General features: G+C 69.7%; 18 protein-coding genes. 5 read left to right on the forward strand and 13 right to left on the reverse strand.

Annotation, left to right across the window (positions count from 1 at the left end):
* Window positions 1–27: 27 nt before the first annotated feature.
* From EJO66_RS27105 to EJO66_RS27145, 9 genes are all read right to left on the reverse strand, one after another.
* Entirely contained in the window at window positions 28–1,731 is a 1,704-nt protein-coding gene (locus EJO66_RS27105; protein WP_125966649.1) for an amino acid ABC transporter ATP-binding/permease protein, read from the reverse strand.
* A gap of 8 nt (window positions 1,732–1,739) precedes the next feature.
* Window positions 1,740–3,446, reverse strand: a complete 1,707-nt coding sequence (cydD, locus tag EJO66_RS27110) for a thiol reductant ABC exporter subunit CydD (protein ID WP_125966650.1) — start codon at window positions 3,444–3,446, stop codon at window positions 1,740–1,742.
* A 161-nt stretch (window positions 3,447–3,607) separates the two neighbouring features.
* A complete protein-coding gene (locus tag EJO66_RS27115; protein WP_125966651.1) occupies window positions 3,608–4,720 on the reverse strand; it encodes an acyltransferase family protein in 1,113 nt (370 codons plus the stop codon).
* A gap of 50 nt (window positions 4,721–4,770) precedes the next feature.
* A complete protein-coding gene (locus tag EJO66_RS27120; RefSeq protein WP_124962207.1) occupies window positions 4,771–5,733 on the reverse strand; it encodes an NAD(P)H-dependent flavin oxidoreductase in 963 nt (320 codons plus the stop codon).
* A gap of 80 nt (window positions 5,734–5,813) precedes the next feature.
* A complete protein-coding gene (locus tag EJO66_RS27125; protein ID WP_125966652.1) occupies window positions 5,814–7,634 on the reverse strand; it encodes an acyl-CoA dehydrogenase in 1,821 nt (606 codons plus the stop codon).
* Window positions 7,635–7,708: 74 nt separating this feature from the next.
* Window positions 7,709–8,641, reverse strand: coding sequence for an electron transfer flavoprotein subunit alpha/FixB family protein (locus EJO66_RS27130; RefSeq protein WP_125966653.1), 933 nt, complete (start codon window positions 8,639–8,641; stop codon window positions 7,709–7,711).
* Window positions 8,642–8,643: 2 nt separating this feature from the next.
* Window positions 8,644–9,393 carry an electron transfer flavoprotein subunit beta/FixA family protein gene (locus EJO66_RS27135; protein WP_124961127.1) on the reverse strand — a complete coding sequence of 250 codons (750 nt, stop codon included), beginning with the start codon at window positions 9,391–9,393 and terminating at the stop codon, window positions 8,644–8,646.
* Between the two features lie 138 nt (window positions 9,394–9,531).
* The gene (locus EJO66_RS27140; RefSeq protein WP_124961126.1) at window positions 9,532–10,812 is read right to left on the reverse strand and encodes a mechanosensitive ion channel family protein; all 1,281 of its coding nucleotides are present in this window, start codon (window positions 10,810–10,812) and stop codon (window positions 9,532–9,534) included.
* A 39-nt stretch (window positions 10,813–10,851) separates the two neighbouring features.
* The gene (locus tag EJO66_RS27145) at window positions 10,852–11,805 is read right to left on the reverse strand and encodes a histone deacetylase family protein (RefSeq protein WP_124961125.1); all 954 of its coding nucleotides are present in this window, start codon (window positions 11,803–11,805) and stop codon (window positions 10,852–10,854) included.
* 86 nt (window positions 11,806–11,891) lie between these two features.
* On the opposite strand from EJO66_RS27145, the gene EJO66_RS27150 reads away from it, so the two are divergent.
* From EJO66_RS27150 to EJO66_RS27170, 5 genes are read left to right on the forward strand one after another with little or no spacing between them, the layout of a single operon-like run.
* The gene (locus EJO66_RS27150; protein ID WP_012748474.1) at window positions 11,892–12,812 is read left to right on the forward strand and encodes an AAA family ATPase; all 921 of its coding nucleotides are present in this window, start codon (window positions 11,892–11,894) and stop codon (window positions 12,810–12,812) included.
* 28 nt (window positions 12,813–12,840) lie between these two features.
* Window positions 12,841–13,812 (forward strand): DUF58 domain-containing protein, encoded by a 972-nt coding sequence (locus tag EJO66_RS27155; protein WP_125966654.1) that lies wholly within the window; start codon window positions 12,841–12,843, stop codon window positions 13,810–13,812.
* 43 nt (window positions 13,813–13,855) lie between these two features.
* On the forward strand, window positions 13,856–15,877 hold the full coding sequence (locus EJO66_RS27160; protein ID WP_125966655.1) for a transglutaminase TgpA family protein: 2,022 nt from the start codon (window positions 13,856–13,858) through the stop codon (window positions 15,875–15,877).
* Between the two features lie 52 nt (window positions 15,878–15,929).
* Complete coding sequence (gene mltB / locus EJO66_RS27165) at window positions 15,930–17,021, forward strand: lytic murein transglycosylase B (protein ID WP_124961122.1); 1,092 nt, start codon at window positions 15,930–15,932, stop codon at window positions 17,019–17,021.
* 4 nt (window positions 17,022–17,025) lie between these two features.
* A complete protein-coding gene (locus tag EJO66_RS27170) occupies window positions 17,026–17,652 on the forward strand; it encodes an HD domain-containing protein (protein WP_124961121.1) in 627 nt (208 codons plus the stop codon).
* Window positions 17,653–17,682: 30 nt separating this feature from the next.
* Here the strand turns inward: EJO66_RS27170 and EJO66_RS27175 are convergent, their stop codons facing one another.
* Genes EJO66_RS27175 through EJO66_RS27190 form a run of 4 tightly spaced genes read right to left on the reverse strand, consistent with a single transcriptional unit; the run spans window position 17,683 to window position 20,688 of the window.
* Window positions 17,683–18,186 carry a hypothetical protein gene (locus tag EJO66_RS27175; RefSeq protein WP_124961120.1) on the reverse strand — a complete coding sequence of 168 codons (504 nt, stop codon included), beginning with the start codon at window positions 18,184–18,186 and terminating at the stop codon, window positions 17,683–17,685.
* Window positions 18,183–19,262, reverse strand: a complete 1,080-nt coding sequence (locus tag EJO66_RS27180; protein ID WP_125966656.1) for a beta-ketoacyl synthase N-terminal-like domain-containing protein — start codon at window positions 19,260–19,262, stop codon at window positions 18,183–18,185. The genes EJO66_RS27175 and EJO66_RS27180 overlap by 4 nt, the downstream gene beginning before the upstream one ends.
* A complete protein-coding gene (locus EJO66_RS27185) occupies window positions 19,259–19,537 on the reverse strand; it encodes an acyl carrier protein (RefSeq protein ID WP_124961133.1) in 279 nt (92 codons plus the stop codon). The genes EJO66_RS27180 and EJO66_RS27185 overlap by 4 nt, the downstream gene beginning before the upstream one ends.
* Window positions 19,531–20,688 carry an ABC transporter permease gene (locus tag EJO66_RS27190; RefSeq protein ID WP_125966657.1) on the reverse strand — a complete coding sequence of 386 codons (1,158 nt, stop codon included), beginning with the start codon at window positions 20,686–20,688 and terminating at the stop codon, window positions 19,531–19,533. The genes EJO66_RS27185 and EJO66_RS27190 overlap by 7 nt, the downstream gene beginning before the upstream one ends.
* Window positions 20,689–20,693 lie beyond the last annotated feature (5 nt).

The following is a 20,693-nucleotide window of genomic DNA, read 5'->3' on the forward strand; positions in this document are numbered from 1 at the left end:
CTGTTTCGGTCTTTGGCTTCGGTCGGTTCAGTCGGGCCGCAGCGCGTTCAGCGCGGCGTCGAAGGCGGGGCTGCCGCGCCGCAGTTCGGCAACGATGCGGCCGTGGCGCATGCATACCAGGCGGTCGGCCAGTGCTGCCTCGCGCCGCAGGTGCGTGGCGATCAGCAGCGTGCGCGGTCCGGCCTCTCTGGACAGACGCTGCAGCACGTCGTGCGCGACGGCGGCGTCCAGCGCCTCGGTGGGCTCGTCGAGCAGCCACAGCGGCACCGGGCGCAGCAGCAGCCGCGCCAGAGCGAGCCGGCGCGACTGCCCGCCTGAAAGGCCCAGGCCGCCTTCGCCCAGCGCGGTATCGAGTCCGGCGGGGAAGGAGCACACATCGCCCGCAAGGCCGGCCGATTGCAGTGCGCTCCACAGGCGGGCGTCGTCCGCGGTGGGATCGGCGAGCCGGAGGTTGTCGCGCAGGTTGTCCTGAAAGAGCTCGGTGCGTTGGGTCAGCAGGCAGGCCGGCTGTGCGCTGACGCCGCCGGCCAGCGGCGCGATTTCTCCGGCGATCACCGCGAGCAGCGTCGACTTGCCCGCGCCGCTCGCGCCGACGAGCGCCACCCGCTCGCCCGGCGCGATGGCCAGCGAGACATCGTTCAGCGCAGCAATGCCGCTGCCGGCGTGCGCCGCGCTCAGGTGGAACAGGCTCACTGCGCAAGCCGCGCCGGATTCGACAGCGGCGACGCCTGGCCGCACCTCGTCAAGCGCCATGCGCGGTGCGAGGCGCCGGACCGCGAGCCAGGTGCGGCCGGCATCGAGCGCTCCGCGCCGCAGGGCCGCGAACGGCTCCGTGGCCGTCAGCGCCACCAGCAGCCCGAGCGCCGCGGCAGGCGCGCCGATGGCGCCCTCGCCCACGAGCACACCCACCGCCAGCAGCACGCCCACCAGCGTCAGCGTGCCGGCCACGCCGTAGGCCGCGCCGGCCGACGTCTCGAGCCTGTTCAGCGCGAGTTCGGCCCTGGCCAGGTGCGCGTCGGCCTTCATCAGCGCTTCGCGCTGCGCATCGGCGCGCCCCGCCATCACCAGGTCGGTCTGGCCCGCGACGAGGTCGACGGTGCGCGCCCGCAGCGCCTCGATGCCATGCGCGCGGCGCACCGCCGGACGCCGGGCGCGCCGCGCGATGAACAATGCCAGGCCCCAGCCGGCGGCCACCAGCCACAGCAGCAGCGCGAGCCCCACGCCGGCATGCATGAACCCGAGCACCACACCCGCGAGCAGCGCCGCTCCCAGCGCCGCGGCGGCGGGCACGAGCAGCCGCAGGTAGAGCGACTCCAGCGCATCGATGTCGGAAGTCAGCCGGAACAGCAGCCGGGACGGCCGCATCGCCAGTTCGAGCGCCGCGCCGGGGCGTGCCCAGCCGCGGAACAGGCGCACGCGCAATGCCGCAAGCACGCCGAAGGTTGCGTCGTGCGTGACCAGGCGCTCGCCGTAGCGCGATGCGGTGCGTCCCAGCGCCAGCAGCCGGATGCCGGCCGAAGGCATGAACACGTCGAAGGTGAAGGCCGTGGCCGCATGCAGGCCCGCGAGCGCCGTTGCGGTGATGAACCAGCCCGACAGGCCGAGCAGGGCCATGCCGGCCAGCCCGGTGACTGCCGCCAGCAGGCCGCCCCACACCAGCGCGCGGGGCCGCGTCGCCAGGAACGGCCGCAGCACCAGCCGGAGGTCGCGCCAGCCGCTGCGGGTGCTCATTGGTGCACTCATGCGGCGCGCTCCAAGGCTGCATCGGCCGGCTCGGCGTCGAGGCGGATCAAGCGGTTCATGCGCGCCGCCAGCACCGGGTCGTGCGTGGCGACGACCAGGGTCTTTCCACGCGCCAGGGCCAGCAGCGCATCGGCCACCTGGCCGGCGGTTTCGGTGTCGAGGTGGGCGGTCGGCTCGTCCACCAGCAGCAGGTCGGCATGCGGATGGACCGCGATGCGCGCCAGCGCCAGGCGCACCGCCTCGCCGCCCGACAGGCCGATGCCGCCCTCGCCCAGCGCCACGCCCGGATGCGCCTGCGCCACCGTCTCGAGGGAGGCGAAGCGCATCGCCGCCGCAACCTGCGAGGTGCCCACGCCCGCGCGCCCGAGCGCGACATTGGACTCGACCGAGCCCGCGAACACATGCGGCTTCTGCCCCATCCAGGCGATGCGCTGGCGCAGCGCACCCACAGTGCGGTCGGACAACGGCACGCCGCCGATCGAGATTTCGCCGTGCGCGGCTGGCAGCAACCCCGCCAGCAGCGACAGCAGCGCCGTCTTGCCCGTGCCGCTCGCGCCCGTGAGCGCCACGTGCTCGCCGGCCGCAATGCGCAGGTCCAGGCCATCGAAGACCTTGCGCTCCTCGCCCGGCCAGGCGAAATGCAGGTCGCGGATCAGGACGGCGGGTGCGGAGCCTGCGCGGGCCGCGCCTGTCGCAGCACTGGCGACCGGCGCCTGCGCCCCAGGCAGGGGCAATGCGCGCCTTTGCAGCGCGTCGAGCGCCTGCAGTGCCGCCTCGCCGGCCGCGCGGTCGTGCCAGACCGCCGAGAGTTCGCGCAGCGGTTCGAAGAACGCCGGCGCGAGCAGCAGGATGAACAGCCCTTCCCCCAGGCTCAATTGCCGCCCCCAGGCACCGAAGCCCAAGGTGCCCAGCAGGTGGAAGCCGACGTAGGCCGCCACCATGGCCACGCCCAGCGCCGAGAAAAGCTCCAGCACCGCCGACGAGAGAAAGGCGATGCGCAGCACCGCCATGGTCCGTTCCCGCAGCGCCTCTGCCGCCTGCGCGAGCCGCTCGGCGGCGGCATCCACCGCATCGAGCGCGCGCAGCGTGGCCAGTCCGCGCAAGCGGTCGAGCAGGAAGGCATTCATGCCGCCCATCTCGACCATCTGCGCCTCGCTCGCGGCCTTGGCGCGCCAGCCGACGATGGCCATGAAAAGCGGGATGAGCGGGGCGGCAACCAGCAGCACGACCGCCGCCACCCACGAAAGGCTGGCCACAACCGCCAGGATGACGACCGGAACCACCGTCGCGCGCCAGCGTGCGGGCCGGTAGCGCACGAGATACGGCACCAGCGCTTCCGCCTGTTCGGCCAGCACGCTGGCCGCGCGCCCGGACGCGGCGCGCTCGCGGTCCAGCGGAGAACCGGCCGCCAGCGCCAGGGCGGTCTGGGCGCGCAGCGCCGAGAGCTGCCCCCTGGCGTGCCCGAAGATGCGCCGTGCGCCCCATGCCTCGCAAACGGCCCGCAGTACGCCCAGCAGCAGGATGCCGCAGGCCGGCCATTGCACCGCCGAGATCCCCTGCCCCAAGGCCAGCCCCTGCACGGCCACGGCCAGGAGCGCCGCCTGCGGAATCCACATGAGCGCCGCCACGCCTTGCACGAGGCTTGCGGCATCCGGCAGCGAAGAAACCTGCAGCGGCAGCCGTGGCGGAGGATGCTTGATCATTCCTTGATATTTTGTATTTTCAGTATTTACTGAATATTCGCAATCTTACCAAAGACGAAAAACCCATGAAGCAGCCGGAGCGTGACGGCTTCGGCGGCCTCTTGCAACCATTTCAGTGAAAACGGCCGGCGCCCTGCGTTGCCGGCACAGGGCGGCTCAGGTCAGGACGAGACGAGCATTCCGCTGACCAGCAGCGCCGCGAACAATGCCGCCACCGCGCGCCATGACGCCGGCCGCACCTCGACCCCGCGGTACAGCAGCAGCGCGGCGCCCACGGAAAGCCCGAAGGTGGCGGCCATGCCCAGCGCATCGATCCAGCCGGCATGCGGCCCCATCTGCGCCGCCACCGCGTTGGTGGCCAGCAGCACCGGAAAGTGGATGAGGAACAGCGAGTACGAGATGCGGCCCAGCCGCTGCAGGGGCATGGCCGCATCGGGCCAGCGCCCGAGCGAGAGCCAGCCCCGCCGCTGGGCAACGGCAATCAGCAACGCGCTCACGAGGGCGATGGCGATGCGGCTGCGCCAGTCGATGGCAAGTGCGCCCGCGCCGGTCAGCGCCAGCAGCACGACGGCACTGCGCCAGGTACTGGTTCGCGTAGCGCGTCCGATCCAGAAGGCCAGCATGCCGAGCCCGTAGGCGCCGAAGAAATAGAACGCCGTGTCGTCGAGATCGGCATTGCGGTTGAAGAGCGCGAGCGAGGTGGTGGCCACCGCCAGCACCAGCGCCACGGGAATCCAGCGCTCGCGCGAGACCGCCGCGGCCGGCACCGGCGCCCGCCGCAGCATGGCGGGAAGCCCCATGAGCGTGAGCGCCAGCACGAACAGCTGGAAGTCGATGGCCACGTACCAGACGCCCGTGGACAGCGCCTCGTAGCCCAGCAGGTCCTGCATCAGCAATCCGTGCGCGAGCAGTTGGCCGATGCTCGGCGACGCCGGCACGTCGTCGCCGAGCATCCAGGGCCGCACGAGCGCCGCCACCAGCACGCACACCGTGAGCGCCGCCAGGTAGGGCATGACGAGACGGCCGTAGCGCTGCAGGATGCGCGCCATTGGCCGGTCGACGCGCAGCACGCCGTCGGGCGCCAGGCTGGCCGCCGCAAGAAAGCCGGCAATCACTAGGAAGACCTGCACCGCGAGCCGGCCGTCATCGGCCAGCCAGCCCAGCAAGCCCGGCGCCAGGGGAAAGGCGCCCGCCGGCATCGTGCCGTAGCGCGACAGGTGGTGCCCGACGATCACCGCGCAGGCCATGCCCTTGGCGATGTCGAGCAGCGGCATCCGCCCGCGCTGCGCGGACCCTGCGGCAGGCGCGGGATTGCGCGCGCCGCTCAAAGTGCGAGCCGCTGCCTTGCCTGCTGGTATTCGCGCTTGAGCTTTTCAATGAAGGCCGCGGCGCTGGCCACTTCGGTCACGGCGCCGATGCCCTGGCCCGAGCCCCAGATGTCTTTCCAGGCCTTGGCCTTGCTACCCTCGCCGCCGCCGAAGTTCATGGTCTTGACGTCGCCTTCGGGCAGGTTGGCCGGGTCCATGCCGGCCTTGACGATGCTGGGCGCCAGGTAGTTGCCGTGCACACCGGTGAACAGGCTCGAATAGACGATGTCGTCGGAGGTGCCCTCGACGATGGCCTGCTTGTACTCGTCGCTGGCGCGTGCTTCCTCGGTGGCGATGAAGGCGGTGCCGATGTAGGCGAAGTCGGCACCCATGGCCTGCGCCGCGAGCACCGCGCCGCCGGTGGCGATGGAGCCCGACAGCGCAATGGGGCCGTCGAACCACTGGCGGATTTCCTGCACCAGCGCGAACGGGCTCTTCACGCCCGCATGGCCGCCGGCGCCGGCCGCCACGGCAATGATGCCGTCGGCGCCCTTCTCGATCGCCTTTTGCGCGAACTTGTTGTTGATGATGTCGTGCAGCGTGACGCCGCCGTAGCTGTGCACCGCATCGTTCACGTCGGTGCGCGCACCCAGCGAGGTGATGACGATCGGCACCTTGTACTTCACGACCATTTCCATGTCGTGCTCGAGCCGGTCGTTGCTCTTGTGCACGATCTGGTTGATGGCGAACGGCGCGGCGGGCTTGTCCGGATTGGCCTTGTTGTAGGCCGCGAGCTCCTCGGTGATCTCGGCCAGCCAGTCTTCGAGCTGCGCCGCGGGGCGGGCATTGAGCGCCGGCATCGAGCCGACCACGCCGGCCTTGCACTGCGCGATCACGAGCTTGGGGTTGCTGATGATGAACAGCGGCGAGCCGATGATCGGCAGCGGCAGGTTCGCGAGCACAGGGGGCAGCTTGGACATGTCTTCTCCGGGGATGGGATTCGGTTTTATATAAGAGAAAGGCCTGCATCGCCCGTCAGATGGGCGACACGGGCCGTGGGTCAGAAGGCGTCGAGCGCCAGTGCCGTGACGCTTTCCGCGCCGTCCACGATGCTGTCGCGAATGCCCGGCACCTTGGCGAGGATGTGCTCCGCATAGAAGCGCGCGGTCGCGATCTTGGCCTGCATGAAGTCCACGTCGACGCTGTGCGACGCCAGGTCTTCCGCAATGATCAGCGAGCGCGCCAGCTGCCAGCCGGCCACGAGGTTGCCCGCGAGCATCAGGTACGGCACGCTGCCCGCGAACACCGCGTTGGGCGATGCCTTGGTCTGGCCCGCGACAAAGTCGACCACTTCCACGAAGGCCTCGCGCGCGGCCTTCAGGCGCTTGAGGACAGCGGCCGCGGCGGCGCTGCTGCTCTTGGCCAACTCGACCTCGGTCCTCTCGATCTGCGCCGCAATCGCCTTGGCGGTCTGGCCGCCGTCGCGCGCGGTCTTGCGGCCCACGAGGTCGTTGGCCTGGATGGCGGTGGTGCCTTCGTAGATCGTGAGGATCTTGGCATCGCGGTAATACTGCGCCGCGCCGGTCTCCTCGATGAAGCCCATGCCGCCATGCACCTGCACGCCGAGCGAGGTCACTTCCAGGCTCATCTCGGTGCTGTAGCCCTTCACCAGCGGCACCATGAATTCGTAGAAGGCCTGGTTCTGCTTGCGCGCCTCGGCATCCGGGTGATGGTGCGCGGCGTCGTAGGCGGCGGCAGCCACCGAGGCCATGGCGCGGCAGCCCTCGGTGTAGGCGCGCATGGTCATCAGCATGCGCTTGACGTCGGGGTGGTGGATGATGGGCGCGCTCGCGTTCATCGACCCGTCGACCGGGCGGCTCTGCACGCGGTCTTTGGCGTAGGCCACGGCGTGCTGGTAGGCACGCTCGGCAATCGCGATGCCCTGCATGCCCACGGCATAGCGGGCCGAGTTCATCATGATGAACATGTACTCGAGGCCGCGGTTCTCCTGGCCCACGAGGTAGCCCACAGCGCCGGGTCCGGCGCTGTCTGCAATGCTCGCCGCCGTGCCGTCGCCATACTGCAGCACGGCGGTGGGGCTGGCCTTGATGCCCATCTTGTGCTCGATGCTCACGCAGTGCACGTCGTTGCGTTTACCGAGCGCCCCGTCCTTGCCGACGAGGAACTTGGGCACCACGAACAGGCTGATGCCCTTCACGCCTTCGGGCGCGCCGGTCACGCGGGCGAGCACCAGGTGCACGATGTTCTCGGCCATGTCGTGCTCACCGTAGGTGATGAAGATCTTGGTACCGAACACCTTGTAGGTGCCGTCGGGCTGCGGCTCGGCGCGGCTGCGCACCAGCGCCAGGTCGCTGCCGGCCTGCGGCTCGGTGAGGTTCATGGTGCCGGTCCACTGCCCGCTCACCAGCTTTTCGAGATACACCGCCTTGAGCTCGTCGGAGCCGGCCGTGAGCAGCGCCTCGATGGCGCCGTCGCTCAGGAGCGGGCACAGCGCGAAGCTCATGTTGGCCGAGTTGAGCATTTCGCCACAGGCCGCGCCGATGGTCTTGGGCAGGCCCTGTCCGCCGAAATCCGCCGGATGCTGCAGGCCCTGCCAGCCGCCCGACACGTATTGCGCAAAGGCTTCCTTGAAGCCCGGCGTGGTCGCGACCTGGCCGTCCTTGAAGGACGAGGGGTTGCGGTCGCCCTCGATGTTCAGCGGCGCGATCACATCCTGGTTGAAGCGCGCGCATTCCTCGAGCACGGCCTGCGCGGTTTCGAGGCCGGCGTCCTCGAAGCCCGGCAGCCTGGCGATCTCGCCGATGCTGGCCAGGTGCTCGATGTCGAACAGCATGTCCTTGAGGGGGGCGGTGTAGCTCATGTCTTGTCTCCAGATACAGCGGATACGAAAAGGGCATCGCGAACGATGCCCTCCGGCTCAGTGCGGCAATCGCGTCAGAGCGCCTTCACCAGTTCCGGCACTGCCGTGAACAGGTCGGCCACGAGGCCATAGTCGGCCACGCTGAAGATCGGCGCCTCTTCGTCCTTGTTGATCGCCACGATCACCTTGGAGTCCTTCATGCCGGCCAGATGCTGGATGGCGCCCGAGATGCCGGCGGCGATGTACAGCTGCGGCGCGACGATCTTGCCGGTCTGGCCCACCTGCCAGTCGTTGGGGGCGTAGCCCGCATCCACCGCGGCGCGGCTGGCGCCCAGGCCGGCGTTGAGCTTGTCGGCCAGCGGCGTCATCACTTCGGTGAACTTCTCGGCGCTGCCCAGCGCCCGGCCGCCCGAGACGATGATCTTGGCGGCGGTGAGTTCGGGGCGGTCGCTCTTGGTGACCTCGCGGCCCACGAAGCTCGACTTGCCGCTGTCGGCCACGCCTTCGGCGGTTTCGACGGTTGCACTACCGCCCGTTGCGGCCGCGGCGTCGAAGCCGGTGGTGCGCACGGTGATCACCTTGGTGGCGTCACTGCTCTGCACGGTGGCGATGGCGTTGCCGGCGTAGATCGGGCGCTCGAAGGTGTCGGGACTGACCACCAGCGTGATGTCGGAGATCTGCGCCACGTCGAGCTTGGCAGCCACGCGCGGGGCAACGTTCTTGCCGTTGGCGGTCGAGGGGAACAGGATGTGGCTGTAGTTGCCGGCGATGGCGAGCACCTGGGCGGCGACGTTCTCGGCCAGGTTCTCGGCCAGGCTGGCGCTGTCGGCCACGATGACTTTGCTGACGCCCGCGATCTGCGCGGCGGCCTTGCCGGCTTCGGCGGCATTGGCACCGGCCACGAGCACGTGCACGTCGCCGCCGCAGGCGAGCGCTGCGGTCACGGTGTTGAGGGTCGCGGGCTTGACGGTCGCGTGGTCGTGTTCGGCAATAACAAGTGCGGTCATGTTCAGATCACCTTCGCTTCGTTCTTCAGTTTGTCCACCAGCGTTGCAACATCGGGCACCTTGATGCCGGCGCCGCGCTTGGGCGGCTCGCTGACCTTGAGGGTCTTCAGGCGCGGCTTCACGTCCACGCCCAGGTCTTCGGGCTTGAAGGTGTCGAGCTGCTTCTTCTTGGCCTTCATGATGTTGGGCAGGGTGACGTAGCGCGGCTCGTTCAGACGCAGGTCGGTGGTGATGACCGCCGGCAGGCTCAGCTGGATGGTTTCCAGGCCGCCGTCGACTTCGCGCGTGACGGTGGCCTTGTCGCCCGCCACTTCGACCTTGGAGGCGAAGGTGGCTTGCGGCAGGTCGGCCAGCGCGGCGAGCATCTGGCCGGTCTGGTTGGCGTCGTCGTCGATGGCCTGCTTGCCGAGGATGATCAGTTGGGGCTGTTCCTTGTCGACCAGGGCCTTCAGGAGCTTGGCCACGGCCAGGGGTTGCAGCTCCTCGGTGGTCTCGACCAGGATGCCGCGGTCGGCGCCGATGGCCATGGCGGTGCGCAGGGTTTCCTGGCACTTGGCGTCGCCGCAGGAGACGGCGATGACTTCGGTGACCACGCCCTTTTCCTTCAGGCGCACGGCTTCTTCCACCGCGATCTCGTCGAAGGGGTTCATGCTCATCTTGACGTTGGCAATGTCCACTCCGGTGCCGTCGCTCTTCACGCGCACCTTGACGTTGTAATCGACGACCCGTTTGACAGGCACTAGAACCTTCATTGACTTGACTCCATTGGGATTGCAAAAAGGGGGCTTCGAGGGCAACCGGTCATTTTAGGGGCCGGCCTTTGCCGCACCTGCGCCCATGGCGACTGGCACCGCGGTGCAACAAAAAAGAACGACCGTGCTTTTTCGTGATTATACGGCAGCCTCGCGCGTGGCGGAAATGCCCGGCGGCAGCGACTCCACCCGCAGCACGCGCTGCGGATACGGAATGTCTACGCCCGCGCTGCGCAGGCCCTCGAGAACGGCGATGTTGATGGCCGAGCGCAGGTTGTCCTTGCCCTTGTCGGGGTCGGCCACCCAGAAGTTCAGGGTGAACTCCAGTCCGTCGGGCGCAAAGTTCATCAGGAAGGCCACGGGCGCCGGGTCGGTCATCACGCGGGCCTGGGCCTTGGCCGCCCCACACAGGATGGACTGCACCTGCGCCACGTCGCTGTCGTAGCCCACCACGATGGTGGTGTTGATGTTGAACTTGCGGTCCGCCATCGAGAGGTTCTCGACGCGGCTGGTGATGAGCGACTCGTTCGGCACGATGGCCTCGCGTCCGTTCCCCGCACGGATGAGCGTGTAGCGGGTCTTGATGTCGGTGATGCGGCCCTCGAAGGTGTCGACCTTGACGTTGTCGCCGATGCGGATGGAGCGCTCCAGCAGGATCACGAAGCCGCTCACGTAGTTGGCCGCCAGCTTCTGCAGGCCGAAGCCCAGGCCCACGCCCAGCGCGCCGCCCAGCACCGAGAGCGCCGTGAGGTCGACCCCCACCGCCGACAGCGCGAAAAGCAGGCCCACCAGCAGCAGGAAGGCGCGCACCGCGTTCGACGCCACCTTGCGCATCGAGAGATCGGTCACGGCCTCGCGCAGGATGCGCTTCTCGATGGTGGCGGCGATCCACAGCGCGATCACCAGCACCAGCCCGGCCGACAGCACGCCCTGGACGATGGTCTGCAGGCTGACGCGCGTCTTGCCGAAGGCCAGCGTGATGTCGTCGAGCTCGGCCAGCACCGGCGGCAGCAGCCCGACGATCCAGAGGATGGCGGCAATCCAGGCCAGCCACGAGATCGTGCGCTCCAGCAGCCGGACCAGGTTGGAGGTGGGAAAGACCGCCCGCATCACGCGCGCGAACAGCCGGATGACCGCCAGCGACAGGAACACCGAGACCCCGATGCGCAGCACCAGCACGGGCTGGTAGCCGCTCACCAGGCGCCGGGCCAGTTCGGCGAAGACCAGCGCCAGCAGCGGGAACAGGAGCCCGTCGAAGGTGCGCTCGCCGAACCAGATGGAATCCTTCGGCTGGTCGCGACCGAACCAGCGGGTGACCACCCAGGCGATGGCCACGCAGGCGACCAGTGCCGCCAACTCGATGCCCAGGCCGCGCGCGTCGACCTGGCCCAGGCGTTGTGTGAAATCGTTGAAATTCATCTCTTGGGAAAACATGGCGCGGTGTTCGCGCCGGCGGCTCTACAGATCGGCAAGGACACGGACATGGGCTTCGACGCTGCGCGCGAGGGCGTCCAGGTTGTAGCCCCCTTCGAGCATCGAGACGATGCGGCCGTTCGCATGGCGCCGGGCGACGTCCCGGATGCGGCCCGTGATCCAGGCGAAGTCGTTCTCGGTGAGGCCGAGCTGGCCGAGGTCGTCCTCGCGGTGGGCGTCGAAGCCCGCGCTCACGAAGACCATCTCGGGCGCAAATTCCTCGAGCCGGGGCATCCAGGCGGCCTCGATCAGCTCGCGCACATCCATGCCCCTGGTGTAGGCCGGGATCGGCAGGTTGAGCATGTTCGAGGCCGGGTGCTCGGTGCCGCTGTACGGATAGAACGGATGCTGGAAGAAGCCCACCATCAGCACGCGCGGATCGTTCGACAGGATGTTCTCGGTGCCGTTGCCATGGTGCACGTCGAAATCGACGATGGCCACGCGCTCCAGGCCGTGCACCTCGAGCGCATGCCGCGCCGCAATGGCCACGTTGTTGAGGAAGCAGAAGCCCATGGCCTGCTCGCGGCAGGCGTGGTGTCCGGGCGGGCGCACCGAGCAGAACGCGTTGTCGATCTCGCCCGCCATCACCGCATCGGTGGCGGCAATGGCGGCGCCGGCGGCGCGGCGCGCGGCCAGCAGGGTGAAGCGGTTCAGAATGGTGTCGGGATCGAGCTGCGCATGGCGGGGGCCGCCGGCCGGCTCGTCGGCCACCAGGCGCTGGTGCAACGATTCGAGGTGTTCGAGATGCGCCTCGCTGTGCGCGCGCGTGATCTGGGCCAGGGTGGCCAGCGGCACGTCGCGGTGTTCGAGGGCATCGCCCACGCCGGTGAGCAGCAGCCTGTCTTCGATGGCATCGAGCCGCTCGGGACATTCGGGATGGCCCCGGCCCATGTCGTGCTTCCAGCAATCGCGATGTGTGAAGTAGCCGGTCTTGCCCATGTCTTTGCCGTGTCTCTGTCGTATCTAGACCTCACACGGCATGGGGCCGCGCAGTCTTACGGTATCGTTTGCATATGGATACAAATATGGACGTTGCTGCGAAGCTTGCCACTTTGCTGAGTCAGCTTAACACGGTGATCGTGGGCAAGGAGCCCCAGGTGCGCGACTGCGTGGCCTGCCTGCTGGCAGGCGGTCACCTGCTGATCGAGGATGTGCCGGGGGTCGGCAAGACCACCCTCGCCCATGCGCTTTCGCACACCTTCGGGCTGCAGTTCTCGCGCGTGCAGTTCACCGCCGACCTGATGCCGGGCGACCTCTCGGGCGTGGCCATCTACGACCGGGGCCAGCAGGCCTTCGTCTTCCACCCCGGGCCGATCTTCGCGCAAGTGCTGCTGGCGGACGAAATCAACCGCGCCAGCCCCAAGACGCAGAGCGCGCTGCTCGAGGCCATGGAAGAAAAGCAGGTCACCATCGAAGGCGAGACGCGGCCGCTGCCCACGCCCTTCTTCGTGATTGCCACGCAGAACCCGCAGGACCAGCTCGGCACCTTCGCGCTGCCCGAATCGCAGCTCGACCGCTTCCTCATGCGCATCTCGCTGGGCTACCCCGACCGCGCCGCAGAGCGCGAGCTGCTCTCCGGCGCCGACCGCCGGGAAATGCTGGCCACTCTGCCCGCACTCCTGACCGCCGGCGAGCTCACGGCGCTGCAGCAGCGCGTGCAGCAGGTGCATGCGGCCGAGCCGCTGCTGAACTACGTGCAGGACCTGATTGCCGCCACGCGTTCCGGCCGCTGGTTCCTGCAGGGCCTCTCGCCGCGTGCCGGCATTGCCGTGCTGCGCGCCGCCAAGGCGCAGGCGCTGCTGGCCAACCGCAACTACGTTGCACCGGACGACGTGCAGTCGATCCTTCCGCAGACCATTGCGCACCGGCTCACCCCGGTGGGCGACGCGGGCCGGGGCGCGGTGGAGCAGGTGCGCGCGATGATCGCTGACGTGCCGCTGCCGTGAAAAAAACGAGCACGCCCGCCGGCCGCCGATGATCGCGTCGCTACGCTCGCGCATCGACGGCTGGTTCCTGTCGCGCCGGCCGCCTTCGGACACGCTGGAGCTCACGCAGCGCAACGTCTACATCGTGCCCACGCGCGCCGGCTGGACGCTGGGCGCCACGCTGCTGGTGCTGCTGATCGCGTCGATCAACTACCAGCTCAACCTCGGCTACCTGCTGACCTTCCTGCTCGCGGGCAGCGTGGCCGTCGGCATGCACGTGTGCCATGCCACGCTGCGCGGCCTGGCCATGCACATGATGCCGCCCGAAGCGCACTATGCGGGCGCGGCGGCGGTTTTTCGCGTCGTGCTGCACAACACGCGGCGCAGCGTGCGCTACGGCATCGGCATGGCCGTGCGCGGCAGCGGCCAGTGGGCCTGGACCGACGTCCCGGCCGAGGGCAGCGCCACGGTCGAGATCGCATTCAAGCCCGAGCGGCGCGGGCTCCACCCGGTGCCCGCGCTCACCGCCGAAACGCGCTTTCCGCTCGGCACCTTCCGCGTCTGGACGGTGTGGCGGCCGGCCGCGAAGATGCTGGTCTATCCCGCGCCAGAGGCGCATCCGCCGCCGCTGCCGCCGGGCGAGCCGCTGTCGGGCCCGACCGCCACGTCGGCCGCCCTGCGCCCCCAGGCCGCCGGCGAATACGACGGCCTCAGGGCCTACCGGCGCGGCGATCCGCTCAAGCTCGTGGTCTGGAAGAAGGCAGCCCGCGCGCAAGCCACCGGCTCCGAAGACCTGGTGAGCCGCGACACGCAGCAGACGCAGCGCGAAGAACTGTGGCTCGATGCCCAGGCCACCCAGCTGGCCGACACCGAGGCCCGGGTGTCGCGGCTCTGCGCCTGGGTGCTGATGGCGGACCGCCTGGGCGTGGACTACGGCATCCGCGTGGCCGCGCGCGTGTTGCAGCCGTCGCAGGGCGAAGCCCACCGAAGAGCCTGCCTGGAGGCGCTGGCGCTATGTTGAACCCGAACGCCGCTCGCTCTTCTTCAGGCCTGGAGCAGCGCGCATGAACAAGTTCATGCGCGAGATCTCGGCGCTGCCAAGGGACGCGCGGGACACGCTGTTCCTGCTGGCAGTCATCGCGCTCATCGTCCTGCCGCAGGTCGGAAACCTGCCCTGGTGGTGCACCGCCATCACGGCAATGGTGCTGGTGTGGCGCAGCACGCTCGCCGTGGAGGCCCGCCCGCTGCCGGGCAAGTGGGCGCGCGTGGGCCTGCTGGCGCTGACGCTGGCCGCCACCTTCGCCACCCACCGCACCCTGCTGGGGCGCGACGCAGGGGTGACGCTGATCGTGATCCTGCTGGCGCTCAAGACGCTGGAGCTGCGTGCGCGCCGGGACGCCTTCGTCATCTTCTTCCTGGGCTTCTTCGCGATGCTCACGAACTTCTTCTACTCGCAGTCGCTGATGACCGCGGTCACCATGCTGCTTGCGCTGCTGGGCCTGCTCACCGCGCTGGTCAATGCGCACATGCCGGTGGGCAGGCCGCCACTGATGCAGGCCGCGCGCACCGCCAGCTGGATGGCCCTGGCGGGCGCACCGATCATGCTCGCGCTGTTCCTGCTGTTTCCGCGCTTCGCGCCGCTGTGGGGCACGCCCGGCGATGCGATGGCCGGGCGCACGGGCCTGTCGAACACCATGCGCGTGGGCGCCATTGCCGAACTGGCGCTCGACGACAGCATTGCGGCGCGCATCAAGTTCGAGGACAACCGCGCGCCGCCCCAAAGCCAGCTGTACTTCCGCGGCCCGGTGCTCGCGCAGTTCGACGGGCGCGAATGGACGGCACTGCCGTCCTGGGCGCGCGGCGCGCCGCCATCGGGCAACCTGCGCACCAGCGGCCAGCCGGTGCGCTACGAAGTCACGCTCGAGCCCAACCACCGCCCCTGGCTGCTCACGCTCGATGCGGCGCAGAGCGCACCGCAGGCGCCCGGCCTCGAGGTCACGGGCACGCCCGACCTGCAATGGCTCGTGAACCGTCCCATCTCCGATCTCGTGCGCTACCGCGCCGAAAGCTACACGCAGTTCCACAGCGGTCCGGTGCGGCAGACAGCCGCGCTGCGGCCCTATCTCGCCCTGCCGCCCGGATCGAACCCGCGCACCGCCGCCCTCGCCGCCGAAATGCGCGCCCAGCCCGCGCTGGCCAACGCCGGCACGCAGGCCTTCATCCGCGCCGCACTGCAGCGGCTGCGCACCGGCGGCTACACCTACACGCTGGAGCCCGGCTTCTACGGCAACGAGACGGCCGACGAGTTCTGGTTCGACCGCAAGGAAGGCTTCTGCGAACACATCGCCTCGGCCTTCGTGGTGCTGATGCGCGGGGCGGGCATTCCGGCGCGCATCGTGACCGGCTACCAGGGCGGCGAACTCAACGGCGTCGACAACTACTGGGTGCTGCGCCAGAGCGATGCGCACGCCTGGGCCGAGGTCTGGGAGGACGGCACGGGCTGGGTGCGCGTCGACCCCACGGGCGCGGTGTCGCCGGGCCGGGTCGGCCAGCTGCAGCGGCTCGTGCCCCAGCCGGGCCTGTTCGCCGGCGCCATCGGCGCGATGAGCCCCACGCTGGCACAGAACCTGCGCGCTGCCTGGGAGGCGGTGAACAACAGCTGGAACCAGTGGGTGCTCAACTACACGCAAAGCCGCCAGCTCAACCTGCTCAAGACCATCGGCTTCAACGCGCCCAGCCTCGAGGACCTGGCCTACGTGCTGCTCTACCTGCTGGTGGGGGCGAGCCTTGCCGGCGCGGCATGGACCTTGTGGGAGCGCAGCCAGCACGACCCCTGGCTGCGCCTGCTCGGCCAGGCACGCGCGCGCCTCGCCAAGGCCGGCCTCCAGCTGCCCGACACCGCGCCGCCGCGCCAGATGGCCGCGCAGGCCGACGCACGCTTCGGCCCGTCGGCACAGGCCGTGCACGAATGGCTGTTGAAGCTGGAAGCCCAGCGCTACGCCCCGGCCTCCCCGGCTTCGCTCGCGGCCCTGCGGGCCGAGTTCCGGCGCCTGGACTGGCCCGTTGCGCCGAATCCCCGGCGCTGAAACCGCATGCGTCCCGCCAAGGCGGGCTCGCGCGGACGGCACAATCGGCTCCATGCGATCTTTTCTTCCCGCGCCGCGCCGCGCCGCCGCCGTCGCCCTCCTCGCCGCCTGCTGCGCAGGGTCCATGGCCGCGCAGGCCCAGAAAGCACCCAGCGCCCGCAGCGTGAAAACCGTGGCCGGCAGCACCCCCTACGCCACGCGCGACGACGCCATGCGCTTTGCCGACGAAGTGGCCGAGCGCCGCGGCCTCGACCGCGAATGGGTGCGCGCCACCATCGGCAGCGCGCGCTTTTTGCCGAACGTGCCGCGCCTGATGCTGCCGGGCCCGGCCGGCACGGTGAAGAACTGGCAGGCCTATCGCAGCCGCTTCATCGACGCGACGCGCATCGCCGCCGGCGTGCGCTTCTGGCGCAGCAATGCCGACACGCTCGCGCGCGCGGAAGCGATGTACGGGGTGCCGGCCGAGATCATCGTGGGCATCATCGGCGTGGAAACCATCTACGGCCGCAACATGGGCAACTTCCGCGTGATCGATGCACTGGCCACGCTGTCGTTCGACTTTCCGCAGGCCCATCCGCGCGCGGCCGAGCGCGAAGCCTTCTTCCGCGGCGAGCTCGAGAGCTTCCTGAGCACCGAAAGCCGCACTTCTGACAACCCCCTGCTGCCCGTGGGCAGTTATGCGGGCGCCATGGGCATGCCGCAGTTCATGCCCAGCAGCATCGCCAAGTACGCCATCGACTTCGACGGCGACGGCCGCATCGACCTGGTCGACAACCCCGCCGACGTGGTCGGCTCGGTGGCCAGCTACTTCAAGGCCTTCGGCTGGACGCCCGGCATGCCCGCGACCTACCCCGTGCACTTCGAGGAGGCCCGCCTCAAGAAGGCGCTGCTGCTGGCGCCCGACATCCTGCCGAGCTTCAGCGCCGACAGCTTCGTGGCGGCCGGTGCGATTCCCGAAGGCGAGGGCCTGCGCCACAAGGGCCTGCTCGCGCTGATCGAACTGCAGAACGGCGCCGACGCAGCGCCGACCTATGTGGCCGGCACGCGCAACTTCTACGTGATCACGCGCTACAACTGGAGCAGCTACTACGCGATGTCGGTGCTCGACCTCGGCCAGGAGGTCAAGGCCGCCATGGAGCAATAGCCCGATGGCGCCCGAGGCACTGCGGGACAACTGGAACGCCGCCTGGCGCGCGCTGGGCGTGGCGGCTGCCGACGAGGCGCTGTGCATCGAGCTGCAGCGCCGCTACGGCGAGCCGCAGCGCCACTACCACACGCTGCAGCACCTCGGTGAATGCCTGGCCTGGTTCGAGCGCGAGAAGGAAGCGGCCGAGCACCCCGGCGAAGTGGCGCTCGCGCTGTGGTTCCACGACGCGGTCTACGACGTGCATGCGCACGACAACGAGGCACGCAGCGCCGATTGGGCGCGCGGCGCCATGCTCTCGGCCGACGTACCGGCCGACGCCGCCCAACGCGTGCATGCCCTCGTGATGGCCACGCGCCACGATGCCGTGCCCGAAGGCCGCGACGCCGAACTGCTGGTCGACATCGATCTGTCGATCCTCGGCGCGGACCCCGCGCGTTTCGACGAATACGAACGGCAGGTGCATGCCGAATATGCCTTCGTGCCCGACGAGGTGCGCCGGCCGCGGCGCCGCGCGATCCTGCAGCGTTTTCTCGCGCGGGAGGCGATCTACGCCACGCCGCGAGTGCACGCGCTGCTGGAGGCAAGGGCCCGTGCCAACCTGGCAAGGTCGATCGCAGCGCTGGCCTGAGTCCGCGCCTGCAGGCGGCCTCCAGGTGCTTCAGGCCGGCACCAGACGCCACCATTCGGAGCGCGGCCTCTCGCCGTTGCGCTCCTCTTCCACCACGCCGACCAGCAAGCCGGCGCTTGCGGCGCCCAGCTTCGAGAGCTGCAGCAGTTGCTGTGGATCGCGGCACAGCGCAAAGCTCGCGTCGCCCTGCCATTCGAGGCACCGCCCCACCTCCGCCAGCATCAGCGCGGGCTGGCCCTGCATGAAGGTGAATGGCATCAGCATGCCGGCGTCGAGCTGCGCCAGGCCCGCATGCGTCGCGCCCCAGGCGCCGCGCAGGCTCGATACGCGCAGGCGGGCCCCCGCGGGCAAGGCCGCCTCGCCCGCGGCGTCGAGGCACTGCCGGGCCCCGAACATCGCGAGTTCGGTCCAGAGGCCGACACGCCGCGGCCGCCGGCCGAGCCGGTGCGCGAGTTGGTCGCGCCAGTCCGCAGGCAGCGGATCGGCCGCGAAGTGGGCGACGGTGCGCCATGCGGGGTCGGAACCGGCGTTCATCGGCCATCCTCCAGCACCAGCGAGGCGTGCCCGCCGCCGAACCCGACCACGTTGAGCAGGATGTTGCGCAGCCCGGCAGGCGCCCGCGTGCTCAGGGCAATGCCGAGTTCATCGTCGATGGCATAGCCCGCCGACGGCCACACGCCGGCTTCGATGCAGCCAACGAGCAAGGCCAGCTCGGCGGCACCCGAGGCGCCCAGCGTGTGGCCGATCGCCGACTTGAGCGACACCAGCGGCGGCAGCGGATCGAAGACCTGCTTCAATGCCAGCGCCTCGACCGCATCGTTGGCCGGGCTGCCCGCGGCCTGCACCTTGACCAGGCCGATGTCCTGCGGCCGCAGCCCGCTCTGCGCCAGGGCTTGATGGCACATGGCAACCACCGCGCTGGCTTCGGTGCCCGAGGGATTGCGTCCGTCGACCACGTTGGCCCCGCCCGCAATGCGCCAGCGCGCCGCGCGCGAGCCGAGGCGCAATGCGGCCACCGCCTCGCCGAGCACCAGCCCGTTGCGGCCAGCGCCGAAAGGCCGCGCGCCGTCGGGCGAGAGCAGTTGCATCGCGCCGAAGCCGGCCACCGTGAAGCGGTTGCCCAACTCGGCGCCGATCACCAGCGCCTCGTCGGCCTGCCCGCTTCGGATGAGATCGCGGGCCGCGAGCACCGCGTTGAGCGCCGAGGTGCAGGCCGTGGAGATGGTGAAGACCGGCCCCTTCCAGTCGAGCGCGCCGGCCACCAGGCCGGCAAAGTCCTGCAGATCGCCGCCGAGCCGCAGATCCTGCACCGTGTGTTCCATGACGCCGATGTCCAGCGAGGACGATGCGACGAAGAGCGGACCGGACCGCACTGCCGCCGTTCCTTCGTACGCCTGTGCGGCCACGCCGCGCACGACGCGCGTGAGCCGCTGCCGCCAGTCGCCTTCCTGCGGCGGCAACATGTGGACCGGCCACTGCACGCCTTCCGAGACAGCGACCGGCACGGGCCGTACGCCGCCGCGCGCCAGGGTGGCCACGGAGGAAGAAAGATCGTTGCCCAGCGTGCAGGCCAGGCCCATGCCGGCAAGGTACACGCCCGCTGCGCTCATGCTTTTCCCGCTTGCACCAGGTGGTCGGCCAGGTGGGCGATGGAGGTAAGCGCGCGGCGCGTTTCCTTGCTGTCGGGCATGCGCACGCCGAAGCGCTGCTGGATCGTCATCGACACCTGCAGCGCATCGAGCGAATCGAGGTCGAGCCGGGCCTCGGGCCCGAACAGCGGCTCGTCGTCGCCGAGGCCGCCCGGCGGTGCGTCCTTTTCGACGGCCTCGAGCACCATGGCCTTCAGGCTGGCGATGAATTCAGCGGAATGGGAGTGGGTCACGATGCGCGCCTGCGAAACAGAAAGACAGCGAGAAGGAACATGGCGGCCGCGAACAGCACGAGCCGGCCGACCTGCGGCAGGGTGTCGGCCACGCCGCCGCCGCGCAGCAGCACGGTGAGCAGCGCCTCCAGCCCCCAGTTCATCGGCGAGATCTCGACCAGCCGCTGCATGAAGCCCGGCATGACGAACTTGGGCACCATGATGCCGCCTGCCGCCGCCATCAGCACATTGACCATCGGCCCGATGGTGGCGGCCTGCGCATGGCTGCGCACCGCGCAGGCCAGTGCCAGCGACAGGCCCACCGCGGCCAGGCTCACGGCCGCCAGCGCCAGCACCAGTGCGCCCCAATGGATGCCTGCGAGCGAAAGCGCGTCGCCGCCGATCAGCGGCATCAGCCAGATGCCGGCGGCCAGCATCAGCACGGCCTGCAGCGCGTTGACGCCCAGGTAGGGCAGCGCCTTCGACATCAGCAGCATGACGCGCGACACGCCCAGGCTGCGCAGCCGGCCGAGCGCGCCCGAGCCGCGTTCCTGCACGAACAGGCCGGAGAGCGAGGCAACCACGAAGAACATGCCGAACACCAGCCATGCCGGCACGTTCTGCTGCACCGAAGTGGGCCGCGGCCCGGCGGTGGCAAAGCGCTCGGCCTGCACCAGCGCCTGGATCGATGCGCCCGGCGGCGGACCCGAGGTGCCGGGCACCGCCAGCGCCAGGCGCGCCTTCAGTTCGCCGGACGCGCCGACGAGTTCGGCGCGCAGCGCGTTGAACAGGTTGGCGTCGATGCCCGGTTCCGTCAGCAGCCGGATGTGGGCCTGGGTCGACAGCGCGGCCGATTCGAGCTCCGCCGACAGGCCGGGCTCCAGCACGATCACGTACTTGAGCGCGCCGCTCTTCAACTGCGCCTGCCAGTCGGCGTCGAGCGCCTTGGGCGCACCATGGCTGCGCTGCCAGATCTGCTGCAGCCATTGCGCGGGCGTTTCAGTGTCGCGCCGGTCGACCGCATAGCTCAGCTGCGCGAGCGGCGGCCGGTAGATGTCCTTCAGCGTGAGCGACATCAGCACGATGAAGACCATCGGCATCAGGAACAGCGCCGCCAGCCCGTGCATGTCGCGCACGAGCGCGAGCAGTTCCTTCTTGATGAGCGCGAAGAGCATGGTGG

The sequence above is a fragment of the Variovorax beijingensis genome (assembly GCF_003951285.1).
In the GTDB taxonomy this organism is placed as follows: Bacteria; Pseudomonadota; Gammaproteobacteria; order Burkholderiales; family Burkholderiaceae_C; genus Variovorax; species Variovorax beijingensis.

Bases quoted from the DNA above. Each gene is read 5' to 3' on its own strand.
- EJO66_RS27105 (WP_125966649.1), bottom strand. From the start codon at position 1,731: ATGAGCACCCGCAGCGGCTGGCGCGACCTCCGGCTGGTGCTGCGGCCG.
- cydD (WP_125966650.1), bottom strand. From the start codon at position 3,446: ATGATCAAGCATCCTCCGCCACGGCTGCCGCTGCAGGTTTCTTCGCTG.
- EJO66_RS27115 (WP_125966651.1), bottom strand. From the start codon at position 4,720: ATGCCGCTGCTCGACATCGCCAAGGGCATGGCCTGCGCGGTGATCGTC.
- EJO66_RS27120 (WP_124962207.1), bottom strand. From the start codon at position 5,733: ATGTCCAAGCTGCCCCCTGTGCTCGCGAACCTGCCGCTGCCGATCATC.
- EJO66_RS27125 (WP_125966652.1), bottom strand. From the start codon at position 7,634: ATGAGCTACACCGCCCCCCTCAAGGACATGCTGTTCGACATCGAGCAC.
- EJO66_RS27130 (WP_125966653.1), bottom strand. From the start codon at position 8,641: ATGACCGCACTTGTTATTGCCGAACACGACCACGCGACCGTCAAGCCC.
- EJO66_RS27135 (WP_124961127.1), bottom strand. From the start codon at position 9,393: ATGAAGGTTCTAGTGCCTGTCAAACGGGTCGTCGATTACAACGTCAAG.
- EJO66_RS27140 (WP_124961126.1), bottom strand. From the start codon at position 10,812: ATGAATTTCAACGATTTCACACAACGCCTGGGCCAGGTCGACGCGCGC.
- EJO66_RS27145 (WP_124961125.1), bottom strand. From the start codon at position 11,805: ATGGGCAAGACCGGCTACTTCACACATCGCGATTGCTGGAAGCACGAC.
- EJO66_RS27150 (WP_012748474.1), top strand. From the start codon at position 11,892: ATGGACGTTGCTGCGAAGCTTGCCACTTTGCTGAGTCAGCTTAACACG.
- EJO66_RS27155 (WP_125966654.1), top strand. From the start codon at position 12,841: ATGATCGCGTCGCTACGCTCGCGCATCGACGGCTGGTTCCTGTCGCGC.
- EJO66_RS27160 (WP_125966655.1), top strand. From the start codon at position 13,856: ATGAACAAGTTCATGCGCGAGATCTCGGCGCTGCCAAGGGACGCGCGG.
- mltB (WP_124961122.1), top strand. From the start codon at position 15,930: ATGCGATCTTTTCTTCCCGCGCCGCGCCGCGCCGCCGCCGTCGCCCTC.
- EJO66_RS27170 (WP_124961121.1), top strand. From the start codon at position 17,026: ATGGCGCCCGAGGCACTGCGGGACAACTGGAACGCCGCCTGGCGCGCG.
- EJO66_RS27175 (WP_124961120.1), bottom strand. From the start codon at position 18,186: ATGAACGCCGGTTCCGACCCCGCATGGCGCACCGTCGCCCACTTCGCG.
- EJO66_RS27180 (WP_125966656.1), bottom strand. From the start codon at position 19,262: ATGAGCGCAGCGGGCGTGTACCTTGCCGGCATGGGCCTGGCCTGCACG.
- EJO66_RS27190 (WP_125966657.1), bottom strand. From the start codon at position 20,688: ATGCTCTTCGCGCTCATCAAGAAGGAACTGCTCGCGCTCGTGCGCGAC.